At 59.5% G+C, this 19,890-nt stretch carries 18 protein-coding genes and 2 pseudogenes; 9 read left to right on the top strand and 11 right to left on the bottom strand.

The window, feature by feature from the left end:
• Nucleotides 1-13: 13 nt before the first annotated feature.
• The 3 genes from LAB08_RS20910 to LAB08_RS20900 are packed head-to-tail and all read left to right on the top strand — an operon-like array spanning nucleotide 14 to nucleotide 2,883.
• The gene (locus LAB08_RS20910) at nucleotides 14-901 is read left to right on the top strand and encodes a serine hydrolase (protein ID WP_217910634.1); all 888 of its coding nucleotides are present in this window, start codon (nucleotides 14-16) and stop codon (nucleotides 899-901) included.
• A gap of 1 nt (nucleotide 902) precedes the next feature.
• Nucleotides 903-1,661: a class I SAM-dependent methyltransferase gene (locus LAB08_RS20905; RefSeq protein ID WP_157755688.1), complete on the top strand. Its 759-nt coding sequence runs from the start codon at nucleotides 903-905 to the stop codon at nucleotides 1,659-1,661.
• A gap of 43 nt (nucleotides 1,662-1,704) precedes the next feature.
• A complete protein-coding gene (locus LAB08_RS20900; protein ID WP_157755689.1) occupies nucleotides 1,705-2,883 on the top strand; it encodes an MFS transporter in 1,179 nt (392 codons plus the stop codon).
• 3 nt (nucleotides 2,884-2,886) lie between these two features.
• On the opposite strand, the gene proS is transcribed toward LAB08_RS20900, so the two are convergent.
• Nucleotides 2,887-4,377, bottom strand: a complete 1,491-nt coding sequence (gene proS, locus LAB08_RS20895; protein ID WP_096509916.1) for a proline--tRNA ligase — start codon at nucleotides 4,375-4,377, stop codon at nucleotides 2,887-2,889.
• Between the two features lie 199 nt (nucleotides 4,378-4,576).
• On the opposite strand from proS, the pseudogene prfC reads away from it, so the two are divergent.
• Nucleotides 4,577-5,004: pseudogene (gene prfC / locus LAB08_RS20890) on the top strand (peptide chain release factor 3); the annotation flags it as partial.
• On the opposite strand, the pseudogene LAB08_RS30825 reads toward prfC, so the two are convergent.
• From LAB08_RS30825 to paaF, 7 genes and pseudogenes are all read right to left on the bottom strand, one after another.
• Nucleotides 5,005-5,197, bottom strand: a pseudogene (locus tag LAB08_RS30825) (ISL3 family transposase); the annotation flags it as partial.
• 138 nt (nucleotides 5,198-5,335) lie between these two features.
• On the bottom strand, nucleotides 5,336-6,661 hold the full coding sequence (gene paaK / locus LAB08_RS20885) for a phenylacetate--CoA ligase PaaK (RefSeq protein WP_096509917.1): 1,326 nt from the start codon (nucleotides 6,659-6,661) through the stop codon (nucleotides 5,336-5,338).
• Nucleotides 6,662-6,760: 99 nt separating this feature from the next.
• Nucleotides 6,761-7,972 (bottom strand): 3-oxoadipyl-CoA thiolase, encoded by a 1,212-nt coding sequence (gene pcaF / locus LAB08_RS20880; protein ID WP_096509918.1) that lies wholly within the window; start codon nucleotides 7,970-7,972, stop codon nucleotides 6,761-6,763.
• Entirely contained in the window at nucleotides 7,965-8,414 is a 450-nt protein-coding gene (gene paaI, locus LAB08_RS20875; RefSeq protein WP_096509919.1) for a hydroxyphenylacetyl-CoA thioesterase PaaI, read from the bottom strand. The genes pcaF and paaI overlap by 8 nt, the downstream gene beginning before the upstream one ends.
• A complete protein-coding gene (paaH, locus tag LAB08_RS20870) occupies nucleotides 8,407-9,924 on the bottom strand; it encodes a 3-hydroxyacyl-CoA dehydrogenase PaaH (protein WP_096509920.1) in 1,518 nt (505 codons plus the stop codon). Before paaH ends, paaI begins: the two co-directional genes overlap by 8 nt.
• A gap of 3 nt (nucleotides 9,925-9,927) precedes the next feature.
• Nucleotides 9,928-10,719: a 2-(1,2-epoxy-1,2-dihydrophenyl)acetyl-CoA isomerase PaaG gene (gene paaG / locus LAB08_RS20865; protein WP_096509921.1), complete on the bottom strand. Its 792-nt coding sequence runs from the start codon at nucleotides 10,717-10,719 to the stop codon at nucleotides 9,928-9,930.
• A gap of 42 nt (nucleotides 10,720-10,761) precedes the next feature.
• Complete coding sequence (paaF, locus tag LAB08_RS20860) at nucleotides 10,762-11,535, bottom strand: 2,3-dehydroadipyl-CoA hydratase PaaF (protein WP_096509922.1); 774 nt, start codon at nucleotides 11,533-11,535, stop codon at nucleotides 10,762-10,764.
• A 349-nt stretch (nucleotides 11,536-11,884) separates the two neighbouring features.
• Between paaF and paaY the strand changes: the two genes are divergently transcribed.
• From paaY to feaR, 3 genes are all read left to right on the top strand, one after another.
• Nucleotides 11,885-12,481, top strand: coding sequence for a phenylacetic acid degradation protein PaaY (paaY, locus tag LAB08_RS20855; RefSeq protein ID WP_096515261.1), 597 nt, complete (start codon nucleotides 11,885-11,887; stop codon nucleotides 12,479-12,481).
• A 163-nt stretch (nucleotides 12,482-12,644) separates the two neighbouring features.
• Nucleotides 12,645-13,568 carry a phenylacetic acid degradation operon negative regulatory protein PaaX gene (paaX, locus tag LAB08_RS20850; protein WP_096509923.1) on the top strand — a complete coding sequence of 308 codons (924 nt, stop codon included), beginning with the start codon at nucleotides 12,645-12,647 and terminating at the stop codon, nucleotides 13,566-13,568.
• 64 nt (nucleotides 13,569-13,632) lie between these two features.
• Entirely contained in the window at nucleotides 13,633-14,547 is a 915-nt protein-coding gene (feaR, locus tag LAB08_RS20845) for a transcriptional regulator FeaR (protein ID WP_096509924.1), read from the top strand.
• Nucleotides 14,548-14,685: 138 nt separating this feature from the next.
• On the opposite strand, the gene LAB08_RS20840 is transcribed toward feaR, so the two are convergent.
• The gene (locus tag LAB08_RS20840) at nucleotides 14,686-15,429 is read right to left on the bottom strand and encodes an anti-sigma factor family protein (RefSeq protein ID WP_096509925.1); all 744 of its coding nucleotides are present in this window, start codon (nucleotides 15,427-15,429) and stop codon (nucleotides 14,686-14,688) included.
• A complete protein-coding gene (locus tag LAB08_RS20835; protein WP_096509926.1) occupies nucleotides 15,422-15,934 on the bottom strand; it encodes a sigma-70 family RNA polymerase sigma factor in 513 nt (170 codons plus the stop codon). The genes LAB08_RS20840 and LAB08_RS20835 overlap by 8 nt, the downstream gene beginning before the upstream one ends.
• A 154-nt stretch (nucleotides 15,935-16,088) precedes the next feature.
• Between LAB08_RS20835 and LAB08_RS20830 the strand changes: the two genes are divergently transcribed.
• Nucleotides 16,089-17,057, top strand: coding sequence for a metallophosphoesterase family protein (locus LAB08_RS20830; RefSeq protein WP_096509927.1), 969 nt, complete (start codon nucleotides 16,089-16,091; stop codon nucleotides 17,055-17,057).
• 13 nt (nucleotides 17,058-17,070) lie between these two features.
• Nucleotides 17,071-17,379, top strand: a complete 309-nt coding sequence (locus LAB08_RS20825; RefSeq protein WP_096509928.1) for a cupredoxin domain-containing protein — start codon at nucleotides 17,071-17,073, stop codon at nucleotides 17,377-17,379.
• Nucleotides 17,380-17,501: 122 nt separating this feature from the next.
• On the opposite strand, the gene tynA is transcribed toward LAB08_RS20825, so the two are convergent.
• Entirely contained in the window at nucleotides 17,502-19,781 is a 2,280-nt protein-coding gene (gene tynA, locus LAB08_RS20820; protein ID WP_096509929.1) for a primary-amine oxidase, read from the bottom strand.
• Nucleotides 19,782-19,890: the final 109 nt, after the last annotated feature.

Below are 19,890 nucleotides of genomic sequence, written 5' to 3'. Positions count from 1 at the left end.
GGTGCAGGATTGGTTGGACAGCGGTGGTTGGCCATTGCATGTTATCGGGCAGCGGATGATCGAACGGGCACAGCATGAGTCGGCCTGTTCCTACCGCTGGTGCATATACGATGTGGTTCGCGGCACTCGTCATGCGTTCAATGAGCACGCCCGTGTTCCCGCCTCAAGTACCCGTAAGCTTTACATCCTGGTGGCAGTGCTGCTGCTGATTGAACATGGGGAGCTGGCGCTGAGCGACAGCGTCGTGGTGGATAACCAGAAAGCGGGCGTTCAAACCTGTGGCGGTCTTTGGTTGCTGGACAGCCCCCGGGTATTCACTGTGGCGGAACTGCTCAAGTTGATGATGGGTTTAAGCGACAACGTCGCCACCTTCTATCTTGTGGATCTGCTCCGTCTTGAACGCTTGAATGCGTTGTCGACTGTACTTGGGTTGGCCGGGACTTGGCATTTATCGGCGGTGCCGAGTCCGGCGTTGACTGCCAATCACCCGTTGAGTGCAGTCAATACCACTACGGCGTCGGACTTGGTGACGGCCCTGTCGATATTGGTCGAAGGCGCAAAAAATCGCTTGCCTGCCGGCGGGGCTTTTATCCGCCGGGAGTTGTGTGAGTTCGGCCTGAACAGCATGCGCGCGCAGCAAGACACCACTGCGGTCAGGAGCTGGCTGACCGATGTGGACCAGGTAGGCGACAAACACGGCATCGGCTATCGCAACTACAACAACGTCGCTTACCTGGCCCATGGCGGCGCAGTAAGGATCATCTTTTCGATCATCGTTGACGACCTGCATCGCATTGAAAGTCCCATGCCGGCCTTTGCTCACGCCAGGGATTTCATCGCCCTTTTTTCCCGCTTGCTGAATGACTACACCAGGCTTGAATACCCCTCCAAGGAGCTTTGATATGGCCCGTCCCCTCTCTGCCGCCTATGCCAACAAATCCGAAATTTATGACAGTGCTAGACCTTCCTATCCGCAAGAGGCCATTCTGTTCATCCAGCGTCAGCTCGATTTATCGCTGGGATTGCCAGTGCTGGATGTCGGATCGGGAACCGGGATACTGACCCGGCAACTGGCGGCTACCGGCATGCCGATGATTGGAATAGAACCTGACGCAAACATGCTGGCCAAGGCCAAAGCAAAAAACGGGCAGCCAAGCGCAAATTACCGTTCCGGAACGGCCGAACAACTGGGTGCTGCACCGTGCTCGGTAGCGGCGCTGGTGTGCGGGCAGTCCTTTCACTGGTTCGAGCCAGGCAAGACCCAGGCTGAATTCCGACGGGTGCTGGCGACCGACAATCCAGTGATCCTCATCTGGAATATTCGCAGCCCCGACTGCGATGAGTTTCACCGTGCTTACGAACAATTGCTGAACGATGCCTTCGAACGTTATGCCGAGACGTTGCAAATCGACGAAGCCCTGGAAAGCCGGGTCCAGCAGTTTTTTTCCGGTCCCTACGAGGAACGCACGTTCCACAATAGTCAGCAACTGAGCGAGTCGGGTCTGCTTGAAAGAACCCTGTCCTGTTCCTATGCGGCGCAACCAGGAACACTCGAATATCGTACGGCCAGCAACGCCCTGAACGCCTTGCATCAGGAGTATCAGCAAAACGGCCTTGTCTCACTTAACTATAAAACGCGTGTGGTCTATGGACGTATTTAACCGGATGGGCCTGCGTCGGTTGTTCAGCGGTTCGGCACTGGTAGTGCCGCTGTCGTTTTTCCCGACGTTGGCACGGGCCGCTTTTCTTTCCTACTTTCTGATTTTTCTGAAGGAGCGCTTCGACCTTTCGGTGGATCAGATCGGGCTGTTTGTCGGCGGGTTTATTCTCCTGAGCTCAGTGTCCAGCCTGGTGTTCGGCTCGGTACTGGACGGGTTGAGTCTCAAAGCCTTGATGCTGACCTCATCCGTCATCCAGTCAACGGTGTACTTGAGCCTGTTTATATTCAACTCGCTGGCCCTGGTTTTCATTCTGTGTCTGCTGCTCAATCTGACTTACCTGTCGCTGGAGACAGCCGTGCGCATGTGCATCGCCCGATTGTTCCCTCCGCAGGAAACCGCGTCGGTGCTGTCGCTCAAATACACCTTCACCAACACCGCGTATGCATTGGGGCCGCTGATCGGACTGTGGCTGAATCGCCAAGGTGTTTCGCCATTGCTGTTCTGCAGCGCATCGGCGCTGATTTTTATTCTGGTTGCCGTCAATCCGTTTGCATTGCCGAGGGGGGGCGATCGGCAAAACGTCGAAGGCGAAGGGTGGTTCGGTTCGCTGGCAATCATGGCCAAGGATCGCAACCTACTGAAGTTCACGGTAGCCAGCGTCTTGCTGGCCGGGGTGTTCGGGCAGTTTCACATGTACGTGGGCCAGTACCTGATCACGGCCCATTCCACCGCGCAAATGTACGAGATCATCAATGTGGTGTTTGTCACCAATGCGCTGACTTCGATCCTATTGCAATATCAGATCGGTCGCAGGGTGGCTGCTGAACGATTCAGATACTGGATCTGCGGCTGCATTCTGGCGTTCGTGATCGGGCTGATGGGATTTGCTTTCTCCAGCACCCTCTATTTATGGGGCTTGTTCACTGCCATCTTTACGGTAGGAGAAATCATCATTCAGCCACTGGAGTTTTTCTACATCACCCGTATCGCACCGGCGCACATGGCTGGGGCCTACTACAGCTCGCAAAACCTCACGTACCTGGGTGCGGCGTCGACGCCGGTGGTCTGTGGTTTTATTCTTGCCGACTTTAATCCGCTGTATTTTTTGTTGTACTTGTTGGGGTTGCTGATGGTCGGCGGTGTGATTTTCTATGTAGAAGGGGGCAAGTTAATCCGACCGGAAACAAAACAGCCCCTAGCAAGTGGGGCTGTTGGTGATTAGGGATCAATATGACTTTGCATAGAGTGCCCAGAGTCTGGTGGGCTGACCCGTAAACAAACAGGTGGCTGCAGCCTTGGGTTGAACAAGTGGAATACAGCGAACTGTTACACCCAGTTCGCTGATGGTTTTCTCAACTTTCTCGTCATCAATGAAGGGCGCGAGAACGAATTTATTGAGTTTGTCTTTGCGCTTGAGTGCTTGCTTAAAGCCTTCGAGGGTGGTGACGGTCTCTGTATTGTCGAAAAGTTTCTTTCTGGCACTTTCAAGCATGCCTATCTGGATAGTCTTCAGGATTTTTGACACGTCTTTTACAAAGATATTGATGTCCACATTCAATATTTTCTTACTGTTGTCTCTGCAGGAATAAGTGACCATGTTCTGTTCCAGCTCCTTTATCCCGACTTCGACCCGAACAGGCACACCGCGCTTGATGTGATACCACTTTTTTTCGCCGCCATTCATGTCCCGCTTATCAACGCTGGCACGCAGTTTTTGCCCCTTCAGTCTTTTCCGGGAGATCTGTTTTTGCAACTTATCGCAGTAGGCGTGGATGGCTTCGGCATCCTGTTCACTGCGTACGATCGGAACAATGATGACTTGCGTCGGTGCCACCAGCGGTGGGATTACCAGGCCGTCGTCATCGCCATGGGCCATGATCATTGCACCAATCAATCGTGTGGAAACGCCCCATGAAGTGGTCCAGGCCAATTCTTTTACCCCTTCCTTGTTAACAAAGCGGATGTCTGATGCCTGGGCAAAGTTTTGTCCCAGGAAATGTGAGGTCCCCGCTTGCAAGGCCTTGCCGTCCTGCATCATCGCCTCGATGGTGTAGGTATTGACCGCGCCCGGGAAACGTTCCCATGAGCACTTTTCGCCCTTGATTACTGGTATGGCCAAGTGTTCGACAGTAAACCGCTCATAGATATCCAGCATCTTCAGCGTCTCGTCCAAGGCCTCTTCACTGGAGGTGTGAACGGTGTGGCCTTCCTGCCACAGAAACTCTGAGGTGCGCAGGAAGATCCTTGGACGCATTTCCCAGCGCAGGACGTTGGCCCACTGGTTAATGAGTAGCGGCAAATCCCGATAACTTTGCACCCATCGTGAAAAGGAGGCACCGATCACCGTTTCGCTGGTAGGCCTGATGATCAAAGGCTCTTCCAGTTCGCCAGCGGGAGTGAGTTTTCCATCTGCTGTCTGTTCCAGACGGTGATGGGTTACAACTGCGCACTCCTTGGCAAAACCATCGACATGTTCTGCTTCTTTTTGTAAAAAGGATAAGGGGATCAAAAGTGGGAAATATGCGTTCGCATGGCCTGTATCTTTGAATTTTTGATCAAGCTCTCGTTGAATCTGCTCCCATATGCCATAGCCCCAAGGGCGAATGACCATGCAACCTCTAACGGGAGAGTTTTCAGCCAGTTCAGACTGGCTGATGACTTGTTGATACCATTCGGAAAAATTTTCACTTCTTGTAGGTGATATTGCGTTTTTCATAATGCCCCGTCTTTGAAAAGGCAGCGTGTGATTTTGAGATTGGTGTTGTGTAGGTGTATGTATATTTTTTGAGGTTTGAAATTTCAAGAACTCATATTTTTTCTTTGATCTTTCGGAAAATTCTTTCAGACAGATCTGTTTTTTTTGTAAGGTTTTTTCATTTTCTTTGCGCGACGCTGAGCATTATTAAGGATTGCTTGGCTTCATCATCGGTTTGCACAACCACGGCACTATCCAGATCGGCGACACCTTCAGCGAAGGCGAAACCCTGGGCTTCACCGGCATCCCGCACTTCACCCCGGAACTGTTCCGTCGCGTGCGCCTGCGTGATCCGCTGAAATCCAAGCAACTGCGCCAAGGCTTGCAACAAACGGCCGAAGAAGGCGCTACCCAAGTGTTCTTCCCCAAACGCAGCAACGACATCATCCTCGGCGCCGTCGGCGTGCTGCAGTTCGAATTGGTCGCCAGCCGCCTGAAAGAGGAATGCAAGGTCGAGTGCTCCTACGAGCCGATCACCGTCTACTCTGCGCGCTGGATTGAATGCAGCGACAAGAAGAAGCTTGAGGAAATCTCTAACAAGGCGGTGAAAACCTGGCACTGGACGGCGGCGGTCACCTGACCTACCTCAAGAATGGGCAAATCACGAACGACTCGCTCGCAATACTCATGGGTGGTTGAACAGGTTTTTTGGCAGACACCACAGGAAGGAAATCGCGTGGCACGGGGAGCCAGATCGATCTGTAGGGCATCGCCATCAGGCTTGATGGTTACGGCAGAAAAGCCCGCCCAAAAAAGGAAGGACAGTACTAATATCGCGCACAGAAACGTCGGTTTGTTAGATGTGTTTGCTCGCACGAACATCATCAATCAAATCGGCGTTCCTGTTTCTGTGTTTCCCGAAATTCCGTGAAGAACCAAAAAAAACCCCGCATCAGCGGGGCTCAAAGGGGTGCAGCAGTCATGCTTTAGGGCGTTTGTCCACTACGTGGCAGGCCTTGCCCTCGGATCGCTTGATCGAGTGGAAAGGCTGCAACACGATCCGCGTACTGATCCCGATGTAGGTCTTGATGTGCTTGCTCAGCTCGCCGCACACGGCTTTTTGCTGGTCGTCGGTCAGGTGCTGGTGTTCGGCCTTGAGCTCCACGTGCACGTCGACGCTGTCCAGGTTGCCGTTGCGATGCAGATGGATCTCGTAGCTCTCGGCAAGTTGCTTGATTTTCAGCACCTGCTCTTCGATCTGCGTCGGGAACACGTTCACGCCGCGGATGATCAGCATGTCGTCGCTGCGTCCGGTGATCTTGTCGATGCGTCGCATTGGCCGCGCAGTGCCCGGCAGCAGGCGCGTCAGGTCGCGGGTGCGGTATCGGATCATCGGCAGGGCTTCTTTGCTCAGGGAGGTGAACACCAGTTCGCCCATCTGGCCGTCCGGCAGTACTTCGCCGGTGATCGGGTCGATGATTTCCGGGTAGAAGTGGTCTTCCCAGATGGTCGGGCCGTCCTTGGTTTCGGCGCATTCCATGGCGACGCCCGGGCCCATGATTTCCGAGAGGCCGTAGATGTCCAGGGCGGTGATGCCCATGCGCGCCTCGATGGCGCTGCGCAGTTCGGCGGTCCACGGCTCGGCACCGAAGATGCCCAGGCGCAGGGCCAGTTTGTGCGGGTCGATGCCCTGGCGCTCGATTTCATCGGCGATGTTGAGCATGTAGGACGGCGTGACCATGATGATGTCCGGCTGGAAATCCTTGATCAGCTGCACTTGCTTTTCAGTCTGGCCGCCGGACATCGGAATCACGGTGCAACCCAGGCGCTCGGCACCGTAGTGCGCACCCAGGCCGCCGGTGAACAGGCCGTAGCCATAGGAAATGTGCACTTTATCGCCACGACGACCGCCAGCCGCGCGGATCGAACGGGCCACGACGTTGGCCCAGGTGTCGATGTCGTTCTGGGTGTAGCCGACGACGGTCGGTTTGCCGGTGGTGCCGCTGGAGGCGTGCAGGCGCACGATGTCGTGCATTGGCACGGCGAACATGCCGTAGGGGTAGTTGTCACGCAGGTCGGACTTGGTGGTGAACGGGAACTTCGCCAGGTCGTCGAGGGACTTGATGTCATCCGGGTGCACGCCCAGGGCATCGAAGCGCTGACGGTACAGCGGCACGTTCTCGTAAGCGTGTTTCAGGCTCCAGCGCAGGCGTTCCAGCTGGTGCGAACGGAGTTCGTCGACGCTGGCGGTTTCCAGCGGGTCCAGCACGGGATCAAGCGTGGATTGGGAAATTGGCATGTTCATGTTTTCACTCGAATTGTTTTTGTGTTCAAGCCCCTGCACGCGGGGGCTTTGAGTGCATGCCCCAAGGATACCTCTGGGCTCCTTGGGAATCGCGATTCTTTAGTGGGATAGACGCTCGATGATCAGCGCGATCCCTTGGCCCACGCCGATGCACATGGTGCACAGGGCATAGCGGCCTTGACGTTCTTCCAGCTCGTGCAGGGCGGTGGTCACCAGACGCGCGCCGCTCATGCCCAGCGGATGGCCCAGGGCAATGGCGCCGCCGTTGGGGTTGACCCGTGGATCGGTGTCGCTCAAGCCCAGTTCGCGCAACACCGCCAGGCCTTGGGCGGCAAAGGCTTCGTTGAGTTCGATGATGTCCATGTCCGCCAGGCTCAGGTTGGCCAGCTCCAGCACCTTGCGGGTCGCCGGCACCGGGCCGATGCCCATGATTCGTGGCTCGACGCCGGCAGTGGCCATCGCCACCACTCGGCCACGGGCGGTCAGGCCATGGCGCTTGGCGACTTCGGGGCTGGCCAGCAGCAAGGCGCAGGCACCGTCGTTCACGCCGGAGGCATTGCCGGCGGTGACGCTGCCGCCTTCGCGGAACGGCGTCCCGAGTTTGGCCAGTTGCTCCAGCGTGGTATCGCCGCGCGGGTGTTCATCGTGCTCGACCACTTTGGCCGGGCCTTTGCGCTGGGGGATTTCCACCGCGACGATCTCTTTGGCCAGACGTCCGTTGGCTTGTGCAGCGGCAGCGCGTTGCTGGCTGCGCAGGGCGAAGGCGTCCTGATCAGCGCGGGAGATGTTGAACTGTGCGGCGACGTTCTCTGCGGTTTCCGGCATGGAGTCGATGCCGAAGGCCTTTTTCATCAGCGGATTGACGAAGCGCCAGCCGATGGTGGTGTCGAAAATCTCGGCCTGACGGGAGAACGCCTGCTCGGCCTTGCCCATCACCAGTGGTGCGCGGGACATCGATTCCACGCCACCCACCAGCATCAGCCCGGCCTCGCCACTGCGAATTGCACGGGCGGCGGTGCCAACCGCATCCAGCCCGGAACCGCACAGGCGGTTGAGGGTGGTGCCCGGTACGCTGACCGGCAAACCGGCCAACAGTGCCGACATGCGTGCGACGTTGCGGTTGTCTTCGCCGGCCTGGTTGGCGCAGCCGTAGATCACATCGTCAACGCTGCTCCAGTCCACATTCGGGTGACGGCGCAGCAGTTCGCGCAGCGGCACCGCACCAAGGTCGTCGGCGCGCACGCTGCTCAGGACACCGGCATAGCGGCCGATGGGCGTGCGTACCGCGTCGATAATCAGGGCGTCATTCATTCGGGGTCTCCTGCGCCAGCACTGGGCCGCGCACTTTGTAGGATTTGCCGTGGAACAGGGCGATCAACTGGCCCTGTTGGTTTTCAATGCGTACGTCGTAGTTGCCGGTGCGGCCCGAGCGGCTTTGCTCGATGCAATCGGCACTCAAGGTGTCGCCCAGGCGGGCCGGGGCGATGTAGTCGATGCTGCAACCGATGGCCACGGTGGCTTCGTTGTAGCTGTTGCAGGCAAAGGCGAAGGCCGAATCGGCGAGGGCGAACAGGTAGCCGCCGTGGCAGGTGCCGTGGCCCTGGACCATGTCGGCGCGCACGGTCATGCCCACGCGAGCGGTGCCGGGGCCGGCGGACAGCAGGCGCATGCCCATCGCCTGGCTGGCGGCGTCACGCTGGAACAGCGACTGCGCACAGTCGCTGGCCAGGGTCATCGCTTCATGGTTAGTCATGGAAGTTTCTCCCTTCGGCCACGCGGCGGCGCAACAGCAGCGACGGCCGGTAGCGTTCTTCGCCGTAGGCGGCTTGCAGGTTGTCCAGTGTGCTGAGGATGTGTGGCAGGCCCACTGCGTCGGCCCAGGCCAGCGGGCCTTGGGGGTAGTTGACCCCGGCGCGCATCGCCAGATCGATGTCGGCGGCCGAGGCCACGCCTTGCAGCAGGGCGTCGGCGGCTTCGTTGGCGAGCATTGCCACAGTGCGCAACACGGCCAGGGCCGGGCTGTCGCTGAGCAGGCTGACCTTGAGGCCGGCCTGTTGCAGCAGGCCGACGCCTTGCTCGAGGGCCAGCGGATCGATGCCCGCCGCATAACTGATGGCGATGCGTTTGGCAGTGGCGTAATCGCCCACCAGATCCAGCAGGATCAGGTTGCGCAGGCCGTCTTCTTTGGCGCGCTGACAGGCCATGCGACCGTCGCTCAAGGCCAGCACCGCGTCACCGACCCGCAACAAACCACGGCCGTCGCGCTGGATGACGTTGACACCTTGTTCGCGCAGGCGTGGCAGCAAGCCTTGGGCGATACCCAAATCGCCTTCGACGAGGCAGGCTTCAACGCTTGCGCTGCTGGTGATTTCAGCGGCTTGCGGGCGTTCGGCACCCTGGGTGTAAGAGTAGAAACCCTGACCGCTTTTACGACCCAAACGCCCACCGTCCACCAGCTCTTTCTGAATCAGCGAAGGCTGGAAACGGGTGTCCTGGTAGTAGGCGTCGAATACCGAGCACGTCACGGCGTAGTTAACGTCATGGCCGATCAGGTCGGTCAGCTCGAAGGCGCCCATGGCAAAGCCGCCGGCCTCGCGCATCAGTGCGTCCAGGGTCGGGCAATCGGCGGCGCCTTCCTGCAACAGACGCAGGCTCTCGGCGTAGAACGGCCGGGCCACGCGGTTGACGATGAAACCCGGTGTGGAGCGGGTGTGTACCGGCTTCTTGCCCCAGGCCTTGGCGGTGTCGTACAGGCATTCGGCCAGAGCCGGATCGCTGGCCAGGCCCGAGACGATTTCCACCAGCGCCATGACCGGCGCCGGGTTGAAGAAGTGCAGGCCGAGCAGGCGTTCCGGATGCTCCAGCTGCGCGGCGATGCTGGTGATCGACAGCGACGAGGTGTTGCTGGCCAGAATGCATTGCGCGCCGCAGATGCCTTCCAGCTGACGGAACAGCGCGCGCTTCACGTCGAGGTTCTCGACGATCGCTTCAATGATCAGATCGCAATCGGCCAGGGCTTCGATAGCTTCCACGGCTTGCAGGCGGGCAATGGTTGCACTGCGCGACTCGGCGGACAGTTTGCCGTTCTCGACCCGTTTGCCCAGTTGCCGGTCAATGCCTTCGATGGCCTGGGCGGCAGCACCGGGACGATTGTCCAGCAGCAATACCGGATGGCCGGCCTGCGCCGCGACCTGGGCAATGCCGGCACCCATGGCACCAGCGCCGATCACGGCGACGCGTTCGGTTTTATTCAATGCGGTCATGACTCAACGCCCCTTGAAACTTGGGGTGCGTTTTTCCATGAAGGCGCTGACACCTTCGCGGTAATCCTCGCTGCGCCCGGCCAGGCGTTGCAGGTCACGCTCAAGTTCCAACTGTTCGTCGAAGCTGTTGCTCATGCTCGCGTTGAGGCTGCGCTTGATCAGCGCCAGGCCGTAGGTCGGCTGGGTGGCCAGGTGTTGCGCGAGCTTCAGCGCTTCGTCACGCAGTTCGGCGTCGTCCACGCAGCGGTAGATCAGGCCCCATTGCTCGGCCTGTTCGGCGGTCAGGCGGTTGCCGAGCAAGGCCAAAGCCTTGGCGCGGGCCATGCCGACCAGGCGCGGCAAGGTCCAGGTGCCGCCAGAATCGGGGATCAGGCCGATCTTGCAGAAGGCTTGAATGAAACTGGCCGAACGCGCCGCCAGCACGAGGTCGCAGGCCAGCGGAATGTTCGCGCCTGCGCCTGCCGCTACGCCATTGACCGCGCAAATCACCGGCATCGGCAGGTCACGCAGTTGGCGGATCATCGGGTTGTAGAACTTCTCGATGGATTCGCCCAGGTCCGGCACGGCACTGCCCGGCGCGACGTTGCGGTCGCTCAGGTCTTGCCCGGCGCAGAAGCCGCGGCCTTCACCGGTCAGCAGCAACACGCGCACGTCGGGGTTCTGCCGCACCTGTTTCAGCGCTTCCTTCACTTCACCATGCATCTGGGTGTTGAAGCTGTTCAGTTGATCCGGGCGATTGAGGCTGAGCAGGGCCACGCCAGCGTCGATGGAAAACAGGATGTGTTCGAAGTTCATGTTGTGGGCGCTCTCTAAGAGGTCGTACGAATTCGTTGTTGATTACTGGCCAGTAAAGGTCGGCGTGCGTTTTTCCTGGAACGCCGCGATGCCTTCGTTGCGGTCGCGGGTGCCGGCCAGCACGGTGAACGCGTGGCGCTCGAATCGCAGGCCGCTGGCCAGGTCGGTGTCCATGGCCTTGAGCAGCGCTTCCTTGGCCAGGCGCACGGCCAGTGGGGCCTTGCTGGCGATGGCGCGGGCGACTTGCAGGGCGCGCTCGACGGTGAATTCCGGTTGGGTGACTTCGCTGACCAGGCCGGCGCGTTGCGCCTGGCGGGCATCGATCGGCTCGCCGGTCAGCACCATCTGCATGGCCATGGATTTACCGACGGCGCGCAGCAGGCGTTGGGTGCCACCGGCGCCGGGCATGATCCCGAGGTTGATTTCCGGCTGGCCGAAGCGCGCGTCTTCGCCGGCGATGATGATGTCGGCGTGCATCGCCAGTTCGCAGCCACCGCCCAGGGCGAAGCCGTTGACGGCGGCGATCAGCGGTTTGCTGAAGCGGGTGATGGCTTGCCACGAGGCCTGGCGCGGGTCGTCGAGGATGCCCACCAAGTCGCGTTCGGCCATTTCCTTGATGTCGGCACCGGCGGCGAACGCCTTGCGGCTGCCGGTGATGACCACGGCGCGGGTGTCGGGATCGGCCTGGGCGACGGCGAGTTCGTCGGCCAGTTCGCCCAGCAGTTGGGTGTTCAGGGCATTCAGCGCCTGTGGGCGCTGCAGGGTAATCAGGCGCACGCCAGTGTCGAGCGTTTCGACGGTCAGGGTTTGAGGCACGGCGGTTGCCCTCACGGTGTACGCACGGCGGGAGTGCCGGCTTGTTATTGGATCGGCCGCAGGGGCCGGTTTTGCCGGAGTATACCTGCAACGTGATACGCAAATGCAATACAAAAATTGATTTGATGTGTCCTATTGTCGGATTTGTGGTTTTCAGAAGCCTGTATCAGCTAATCGGTTGTATGGGTTTTTTCCCCGTATTTATTGGCTTTAGTGGTGTTTTAGAGCGGTGGGTGGGGTGGGCGCATCCCGGGCTTTTCAAGTGATACGCTTTTTTGTCTTTGTGCTGATAAAAGCGATGTGATACAAATTGAGTCAATAAATGCATCGCTTTGTAAAGGAAGCCGCCATGACCTGCTACAGCCTCGATGGCCTGACCCCGGTGATCGACCCCACTGCTTATGTGCACCCGACGGCTGTCCTGATCGGTGACGTCATCATCGGTGCGCATTGCTATGTAGGGCCGCTGGCGAGCCTGCGCGGTGACTTCGGGCGGATCGTGCTGGAAGAGGGCGCCAACCTGCAGGACACCTGCGTGATGCACGGCTTCCCGGACAGTGACACGGTGGTCGAGCGCAACGGTCACATCGGCCACGGCGCGGTATTGCACGGTTGCCGGATCGGCGCCGATGCACTGGTGGGCATGAACGCAGTGGTGATGGACAACGCGCGCATCGGCCCGCGGTCCTTCGTCTCGGCGGCGGCGTTCGTCAAGGCCGGTTTCGAATGCCCCGAGCAATCGCTGGTGATGGGCGCGCCGGCCAGCATCAAACGGACCCTGAGTGATCAGGAAGTGGCGTGGAAACAGGCGGGTACCCGTGAGTATCAAGAGCTGGCCAAGCGGTGCCTCACGCAGATGCAGGAGTGTGAACCGCTGGCCGCGCCGGAAGCGGATCGACCGCGTATGAGTGACCGTGGGTTGCGGCCCAAGGGCAATACCTTATGAACCTCGATCCCCTGTGGGAGCGAGCCTGCTCGCGAATACGGTCTGACATTCAATATTGATGGAGACTGACACACCGCCTTCGCGAGCAGGCTCCCACAAGGGGGCTGCGCTTAATCAGTTGGCTTTCGGTATATTCCTTTTCTTTTTTTAGCCCGGTACGCCCATGTCGTCCCTGACACCCCTGAACCATCTGATCACCCGTTTCCAGGAGCAGACGCCGATCCGCGCCAGCTCCCTGATCATCACCTTGTACGGTGATGCCATCGAACCCCATGGCGGTACCGTGTGGCTGGGTAGCCTGATTCAATTGCTCGAACCGATCGGCATCAATGAGCGGCTGATCCGCACCTCGATTTTCCGTTTGACCAAGGAAGGCTGGCTGACGGCCGAGAAAGTCGGCCGGCGCAGTTACTACAGCCTGACCGGCACCGGTCGCCGGCGTTTCGACAAGGCGTTCAAGCGGGTCTACAGCACCAGCATGCCGGCCTGGGATGGTTCCTGGTGCCTGGTGATGCTCTCGCAACTGACCCAGGACAAGCGCAAACAAGTGCGTGAAGAACTGGAGTGGCAAGGTTTTGGTGCGATTTCGCCGGCGGTGCTGGCCTGCCCGCGCAGCGACCGCACCGACGTCAACGCGACCTTGCTCGACCTTGGCGCCCTGGAAGAAACCATTGTCTTCGAAACCACCGCCCAGGACGTGCTGGCCTCCAAGGCCCTGCGCCTGCAGGTGCGCGAGAGTTGGAACATCGAGGAACTGGCGACCCACTACAGCGAGTTCATCCAGTTGTTCCGGCCGCTCTGGCAAGCGCTTCGCGAGCAGGAAAACCTGCAACCGGCGGACTGCTTCCTGGCACGGATTCTGCTGATTCACGAATACCGCAAACTGCTGCTGCGCGATCCGCAATTGCCGGACGAGCTGTTGCCCGGCGACTGGGAAGGGCGCGCGGCTCGCCAGTTGTGCCGCAACATTTACCGTTTGATTTACGCCAAGGCCGAGGAATGGCTGAACAGTGCACTGGAAACTGCCGACGGCCCGTTGCCGGACGTGGGCGAGAGTTTTTATCGACGCTTTGGCGGGTTGAAATAACCCGCTGTCAGACACGCTCAGGGATTGACGTAGACAATAACAATAAGCCTGCGTGAGGCCTGCCATGATTTCTACAATTGCACAGCGCCAGGATGGGTTCGATCAGTGGATCCATCAGATCAACCAGATCTGCGGCGCCTTTAACGCACAACCCCTGGGCGCCGGTTTTGCCGGGCAGATCCGGGAATACCGCAGTGATGCGCTCAAGCTCAGCTTCGTCGATGTCTGCCAGGCGCGGCTGTACCGCACGCCGCAGGAAGTGGCGGCGGGCGAGGGCGGCAAATACTTTGCCGTGTTCCAGCTCGACGGCACGGCAGGCATGGCCCAGGGTGACGACAAGGTGCTGCTGTCCGCTGGCGACATCACGCTGATCGATGCCGCGCGGCCCAGCGATTTCACCTACAGCGAAAACTCCCGGCAATTGTCGCTGATCCTGCCGTCGCAACTGGTGGAGCAGACCTTGCGCTTCAACCAGGTCAGGTGCGGCCATCGGATTGCCGGGACATCGCCCATCGCGATGCTCTCGCATCGCTTGATTCTCGACGCCACGCGCCAGCCGGAACTGAGTCGCCAGGAGAGCGAAGCGACCCTGGAGGCGATTGTCAGTCTGCTGCGTCCGGCCATCAGTCAGGCCGACGATTGCACCGATCTGCACGAGCGCACGTTTCGCAAGACCCTGAGCTTCATCGACCAGCACATCCGCTCCGAAGAACTGTGCCCGGAATGGCTGGCGCGGGAAGTCGGCATGTCCACCCGTGGCCTGTACCGGATGTTTGCCAAGAAGGGCCTGGTGGTGGCGCGCTACATCAAGAACCGTCGCCTGGACCTGTGCGCCGAATCCCTGCGCCAATCGAGCAAGGAGCAGAAGTTGTCGGTGCTGGGGTATTCGTGGGGGTTTTCCGATTCGAGCTACTTTTCCACGGCGTTCAAATCGCGCTTCGGCATTGCGCCGGGGGAATACCGTAAACAGCATGCGTGATGGTTCGCCAGAACACCGCGTAATCCTGTGGGAGCAAAGCTTGCTCGCGATGGAGTGTCAGCTAAATGGTTGTCGATTGGCACGACCCAATCGCGAGCAAGCTTTGCTCCCACAGGGGTGGGTGTTGGGCCAACTGAATCAGGCACCGTTTTTGAGCAACTGGCCGAGCGCCTCCAGCTCGCTTTTCTCAAGGTCCGAAACCAGCACGAAGCGCATGTGGTTCTCTTGCCAGGACACGACGTTGAAGCCGCGAATCGTCTCGCTCTGTCGCGGTTTGTCGGCCTCCGCCGTGGGCAGGATGAACACATTGATGATGTGCTTGTTGCGCCCGTAACTCAGGGCCGCCGTGGTCTGATGTTGCAGATAATCCAGACGCCCACCCAACAGCGGAAAACCCTGCGCCGAGTAGTCGAACACCGGCGGCGAGAAGTCGAGCTTGCCGGTGAACCAGGGCTTCACGGTGTGGCGGTCAGAGGACACCACATCGTTCAAATGCGCGCCCATCAATGATCGGACGTGACTGGACACCGCTTCGTCCATCAAGGGTTGTTGGGCGCCTGGTGTCGCTACATAAAGCACCATCGCCAGGGCCAGCGCCGCCGCTGAAAACGCCGGAGCGAACCAGGTTCGCCAGCGCTCGATGAAACGGGGTTTTGGGGGCTCATCAGGGAAAATACTGGCGGCCAGCGACGCCGGCGCCCTGTAATACACCGCACTCTGCTTAACGCCGGCGAGCAGCAACCGGGCCTGATCATGCAACCGTGCGCACTCGGCACACCCGGCCAAATGCCCGGCCACCTTCGCCGCCGTCGCCGGATCGAGTTCCTTGTCCAGATAGCCATGTATCAGCGTCTGGCAAACCGTGCAGTCGAGTTCATTCATGATCGTGCAACTTCAGTAGTTCGAGTTTGAGCATGGCGCGAGCCCTGGCCAGTCTCGACATGACGGTACCGATGGGGATGTCGACCACCAGGGCGATGTCCTTGTAGGGCATGTCTTCGAGCTCCTTCAGAACAATCACCTCGCGAAACACGGGAGGCAGGGCGCACAGGGCCTGCTGGATCAGCGCTGCGTTTTCCGTGTGAATGGCCAGCAGTTCCGGGGTCTGGCCGTGGCTCGGCGTGTCGTCGTCTTCGGGAAACCCGTCGCCCAAAGCGACCCAACGGTGCCCGGCCGAGGCCTTGAGCCAGGTGTAGCTCTCGTTGCGCACGATCGTGAGAAACCAGGCCTTGGCGTTGCCGCCGGCGAAACGTTGCGAAAACCTGAAGGCGCGCAAGGCGCTTTCCTGGACGACATCGTGCGCGGCGCTGTCCTGGCCGGTGAGCCAGCGCGCGAGGTTGTAGGCGGCGTCCAGGTGGGGCGCAAACAATTCCTCAAATCGCTTCATAGTGATTCCCGCACTGTCCCGCCTCTATAACTGTGCCGCGTTATGTTTTATTCCCTGGAAAAAATGTTTTTTTCGATCGGGAATAAAGTCCCATCCCATCCGGTTTTAACTCGTGTCAGTTGCATCACTGTAGAACGCCTGCGAGGGAATACCGATGAACATTCATTCAAGACACCAACGACGCGTCGACGGCCCCTTGAACCCGGACCGCCGAACGCTCCTCAAATGTTCGGCCTGGGCGGGGGCGGGCGTGATCTGGGCCCTGTCCGGCGGCATTCCACGGGCCTTCGCCCTGGATGACACGGGCAAGGTCTCGGACCCCAAGGCACTGGCCAGCACCTTCCACTTTGTGCAGATCAGCGACTCGCACATTGGCTTCAACAAAGAGGCCAACCCGGAACCGGTCAAGACCTTGCAAGTGGCCATCGACAGGGTCGTCGCGCTGCCGAAACAGCCTTCGCTGATCCTGCATACCGGCGATATCACCCACCTGTCCAAGCCCGAAGAGTTCGACACCGCCGCACAGCTGCTCAAAGGCCTGCCCTCCACCGTGCATTACGTGCCGGGCGAGCACGACACCCTCGACGAGGGCGGCGGCAAACTCTATCTGCAACGTTACGGCAAGGGCACCCAAGGCAATGGCTGGTACAGCTTCGACGACCACGGCGTGCATTTCATTGCACTGGTGAATGTCTTCAACTTCCAGGCGGGCCATGAAGCGACCCTCGGCGCCGATCAACTGGCGTGGCTGGCCGATGACCTGCGCGCGGTATCGAGCAGTACACCGATCGTGGTGTTTACCCACATTCCGCTGTGGACGATTTATCAGCCGTGGGGTTGGGGGACCGAGGACGGTGACCAGGCCATCGCCATGCTGCGCAAGTACGGTTCGGTGACGGTGTTGAACGGGCATATTCATCAAGTCATCCAGAAGGTCGAAGGCAATATCACCTTCCACACGGCCCGGGGCACGGCTTATCCACAACCCGCACCGGGTGCGGCGCCGTCACCGGGGCCGATGACGGTGGCGGCGGATCAATTGCGCAATTACCTGGGGATCACCGATGTACGGGCGACGCAGGGTGATCATCCGCTGGCGCTGATCGATTCGACACTGGTTTAGGGGAGGGGGGCTGATGAAAACGCGACTGTTGGCCGTGCTCTGCCTGATGTTGTCGATGCCGGTGTGGGCTCAGGAGGTGAAAGTCGATATCAAGGCATTCATGTATGGGCCCAAGGACATGACTGTGCCCGTGGGTACCAAAGTGACGTGGGTGAACGACGACGAGGTCCCGCACACGGTGGCGGAAACCCACAAGGTGTTTCGTTCGGGGGCGCTGGATACGGGGGACAGTTATTCCTGGGTGTTCAACGCGCCGGGGGAATATGAGTATTTTTGTGCGCTGCATCCGCAGATGATCGGGAAGATTGTGGTGACCCAATAACCCGGTGGCCTGGTCAACGCCTGTGGGAGCAAAGCTTGCTCGCGATGGCGGTGTATCAGTCAACAATGATGTCGACTGATACTCCGCCATCGCGAGCAAGCTTTGCTCCCACAGGTTTGGCGTTATTTCGGGGCGTTTAGGTTCAACGTCGGTGTTTCATCGAAGAAGTTCCACGGTTTGAGCAGCACATGCACCCACTCGGTCGGCATGATCGGCCACTCTTCGGCGCGGGCGATGTGGGTGGTGCCGGTGGTCAGCCAGACCACGTCGTCGGTGTTTTCGATGGCGTGGTTGTCCTGGGTGAACTGCCCCAGGCCCGAGTCCTTGTCCGAGCGGTTCGGGTACTTGCCTTCCGGGTACTTCTCCTCCGGGTTGTACTGCGTCACCCACAGCTGCTTGTCCATGAAACTCAGGCGGTGGTACAGCCATTCGTCCTTGCCGAAGTTGGCGCCCTTGGCCACCGGGTGCGTGCCGCCGGCGTAAGGGATCAACTGGTAGGACACCGGGTTGCCGACCTTGTTTTCCTTGCTGAAGTTGGTCAGCAGGCGCACGGTCGACGGGTCGAATTTCTGCGCGGCCTGTTGTTCGGTGCCGACCACTTTGGTTTCGGTCTGCATGGTGCTGGTGCGCGGGCCGCCACGGTCATTGGGCAGTACCACCGGGTTCACTTCCACCAGCGAGTTGCTTTCACCGTCCACGTCCATGTCCAGGCGGAAGTTGTAGATGTGCTGGTGCGTGGTGCCGACGATGTTGTGGTCGAGCAGGGTGCCGTAGCGCGTGTCTTCCTTGGCGGTGTCCTCGTGCATGGTTTTCGACTTCACGCCCTTGACCGCTTCGATACCAGTGGCGCCGGCGTCGATGCCGATGGTGCCGTTCTGCTGGAAGACCCAGTCGAAGATGTAGTCGTAGTTGCCGACGGTGCTGATCCAGCGCACCACCAGTTCACGCCGCTCGGTACTCAGGTTGGGCTGGCCCATTTCCTGGTGTTTGTATTCCGGGCCGGCGTAGCGCTCGAACACTGCCATGGCGCGCGGGATCGCAGTCGGCGCGCCGGTGTAGTCGGCGATGGTCGCGTCCAGCAGCACGGCGTTTTCCGGGGCGTCTTTGCCACGGGCAATCGGCGAGGTCAGGGTGCCCATGCCGTAGTCACCGGAATCGAGGTAAGCCTTGAAGTACCAGCCGACATCCGGGTCGCCATAAGGCACGATCATGCCGCCCAGCGAGCCCTCGTACATGATTTTGCGTTTCTTGCCCTTGTCGTCATAAGTGACGGTGGACAGGATCGGGCCGACCCGCGAATCGAGGCGGACGTGGAAATCCCAGTTCTGCCAGTGAATGCTGTTGCCGGTGATGGTGTAGTTCTTGCCCTCGGGCTCAGTGATTTCCAGCGGTTTGACCGACACGCCCTTGCGTCCGCGTCCGTCATAGGGCGTCGGCTTCATCGGCACCGGAATCAGCGCTTCGTCTTCGATCTTGATCAGCTTCTTCTGCTCCAGATCGACAATCGCCACCAGGCCTTCGATCGGGTGCGCCCAGTAGTTGCCGTCATCGGTATTGAGGTAGCTGACGATTTTCAGCAGGCGCTTGTCCTGCGCCAGGCCGTCCTTGCCGTCGAAGTAACCGACGGTCAGCGGCGTGGCCACGACCTTTTTCACATCGTTGATGCCGCGCTTGGCCAGGGCCTGGGCGTATTCCGGGCTGGCCTCGACGGCCGATTGCACCGTGGCGAAGTCGTCCAGCAGCACCATGCCGTGGGCGCCTTCGATTGGCTTCCAGGACTTGAGTTGTTTGCTGTCGAGATCGACCAGCGCCTCGATCACATGCTTGCCGTCGAGCACCACGATTGAGGCCTCGCGCGGCTGGGCGACGTTTTGCCCGGTGTAGACGAAATTCCACACCTGATCTTTGGGCGGCGCCTTGACCGAGACTTCGGTGAAGCGGAACCCGGGTTGGTAGTGCTCGGACTTCTTGACGATGTCCACCGCCGTAGTGATTTCTTCCACGCTCAACGGATTGAGCGGGTTAGGCCGGGTTTCCACGACAAAGGTGGTGTCCAGGCCGGACTGAAACACCTGGTTGATGAAGTCCTTGGACATGAACGCCGTTTTGTCCTTGAACACCACAGGCACTGTCAGCTCGATGCGTTTGCCGTTGAGCATCGCCACTTTGCTGTTCGGTTTGACCTTGAGATACACCCCGTCCTTGGCGATGGTGAACAGATTGGCGTAGTCGTCCCATTTGACCGTGGCGCCAAACTCCTCGAGCCCCGCTTGCAGCGGCACCATCTCGGCGTGACCGCCATGGGCCTGTGCATTGCCCGCCCAGAAAGACAGGCCCAGGGTGATGGCCAGCGCGAGTCGGGCAAGTGGTTTTCTGTTTCGCAATGCAAGTGAGGTGAACATTCTGGGTTCCTTCGAAAAGCCGGTGACTGGCATACCCGCACTTTGCTACAGCCGGTGAATGGCTGCATTGGAATTGCTGCCAAAATCCTTTGGATCTGTGCCTGATTTA

Source organism: Pseudomonas izuensis, from assembly GCF_002356535.2.
GTDB lineage: Bacteria > Pseudomonadota > Gammaproteobacteria > Pseudomonadales > Pseudomonadaceae > Aquipseudomonas > Aquipseudomonas izuensis.
This window is presented reverse-complemented; position numbering and strand designations above follow the sequence as displayed.

Bases quoted from the DNA above. Each gene is read 5' to 3' on its own strand.
- paaI (WP_096509919.1), bottom strand. From the start codon at position 8,414: ATGACTAACCATGAAGCGATGACCCTGGCCAGCGACTGTGCGCAGTCG.
- LAB08_RS20830 (WP_096509927.1), top strand. From the start codon at position 16,089: ATGAACATTCATTCAAGACACCAACGACGCGTCGACGGCCCCTTGAAC.
- paaK (WP_096509917.1), bottom strand. From the start codon at position 6,661: ATGAACATGCCAATTTCCCAATCCACGCTTGATCCCGTGCTGGACCCG.
- paaX (WP_096509923.1), top strand. From the start codon at position 12,645: ATGTCGTCCCTGACACCCCTGAACCATCTGATCACCCGTTTCCAGGAG.
- pcaF (WP_096509918.1), bottom strand. From the start codon at position 7,972: ATGAATGACGCCCTGATTATCGACGCGGTACGCACGCCCATCGGCCGC.
- paaG (WP_096509921.1), bottom strand. From the start codon at position 10,719: ATGAACTTCGAACACATCCTGTTTTCCATCGACGCTGGCGTGGCCCTG.
- LAB08_RS20835 (WP_096509926.1), bottom strand. From the start codon at position 15,934: ATGAAGCGATTTGAGGAATTGTTTGCGCCCCACCTGGACGCCGCCTAC.
- LAB08_RS20825 (WP_096509928.1), top strand. From the start codon at position 17,071: ATGAAAACGCGACTGTTGGCCGTGCTCTGCCTGATGTTGTCGATGCCG.
- paaH (WP_096509920.1), bottom strand. From the start codon at position 9,924: ATGACCGCATTGAATAAAACCGAACGCGTCGCCGTGATCGGCGCTGGT.
- LAB08_RS20905 (WP_157755688.1), top strand. From the start codon at position 903: ATGGCCCGTCCCCTCTCTGCCGCCTATGCCAACAAATCCGAAATTTAT.
- feaR (WP_096509924.1), top strand. From the start codon at position 13,633: ATGATTTCTACAATTGCACAGCGCCAGGATGGGTTCGATCAGTGGATC.
- proS (WP_096509916.1), bottom strand. From the start codon at position 4,377: ATGAAAAACGCAATATCACCTACAAGAAGTGAAAATTTTTCCGAATGG.
- paaY (WP_096515261.1), top strand. From the start codon at position 11,885: ATGACCTGCTACAGCCTCGATGGCCTGACCCCGGTGATCGACCCCACT.
- LAB08_RS20840 (WP_096509925.1), bottom strand. From the start codon at position 15,429: ATGAATGAACTCGACTGCACGGTTTGCCAGACGCTGATACATGGCTAT.
- tynA (WP_096509929.1), bottom strand. From the start codon at position 19,781: ATGTTCACCTCACTTGCATTGCGAAACAGAAAACCACTTGCCCGACTC.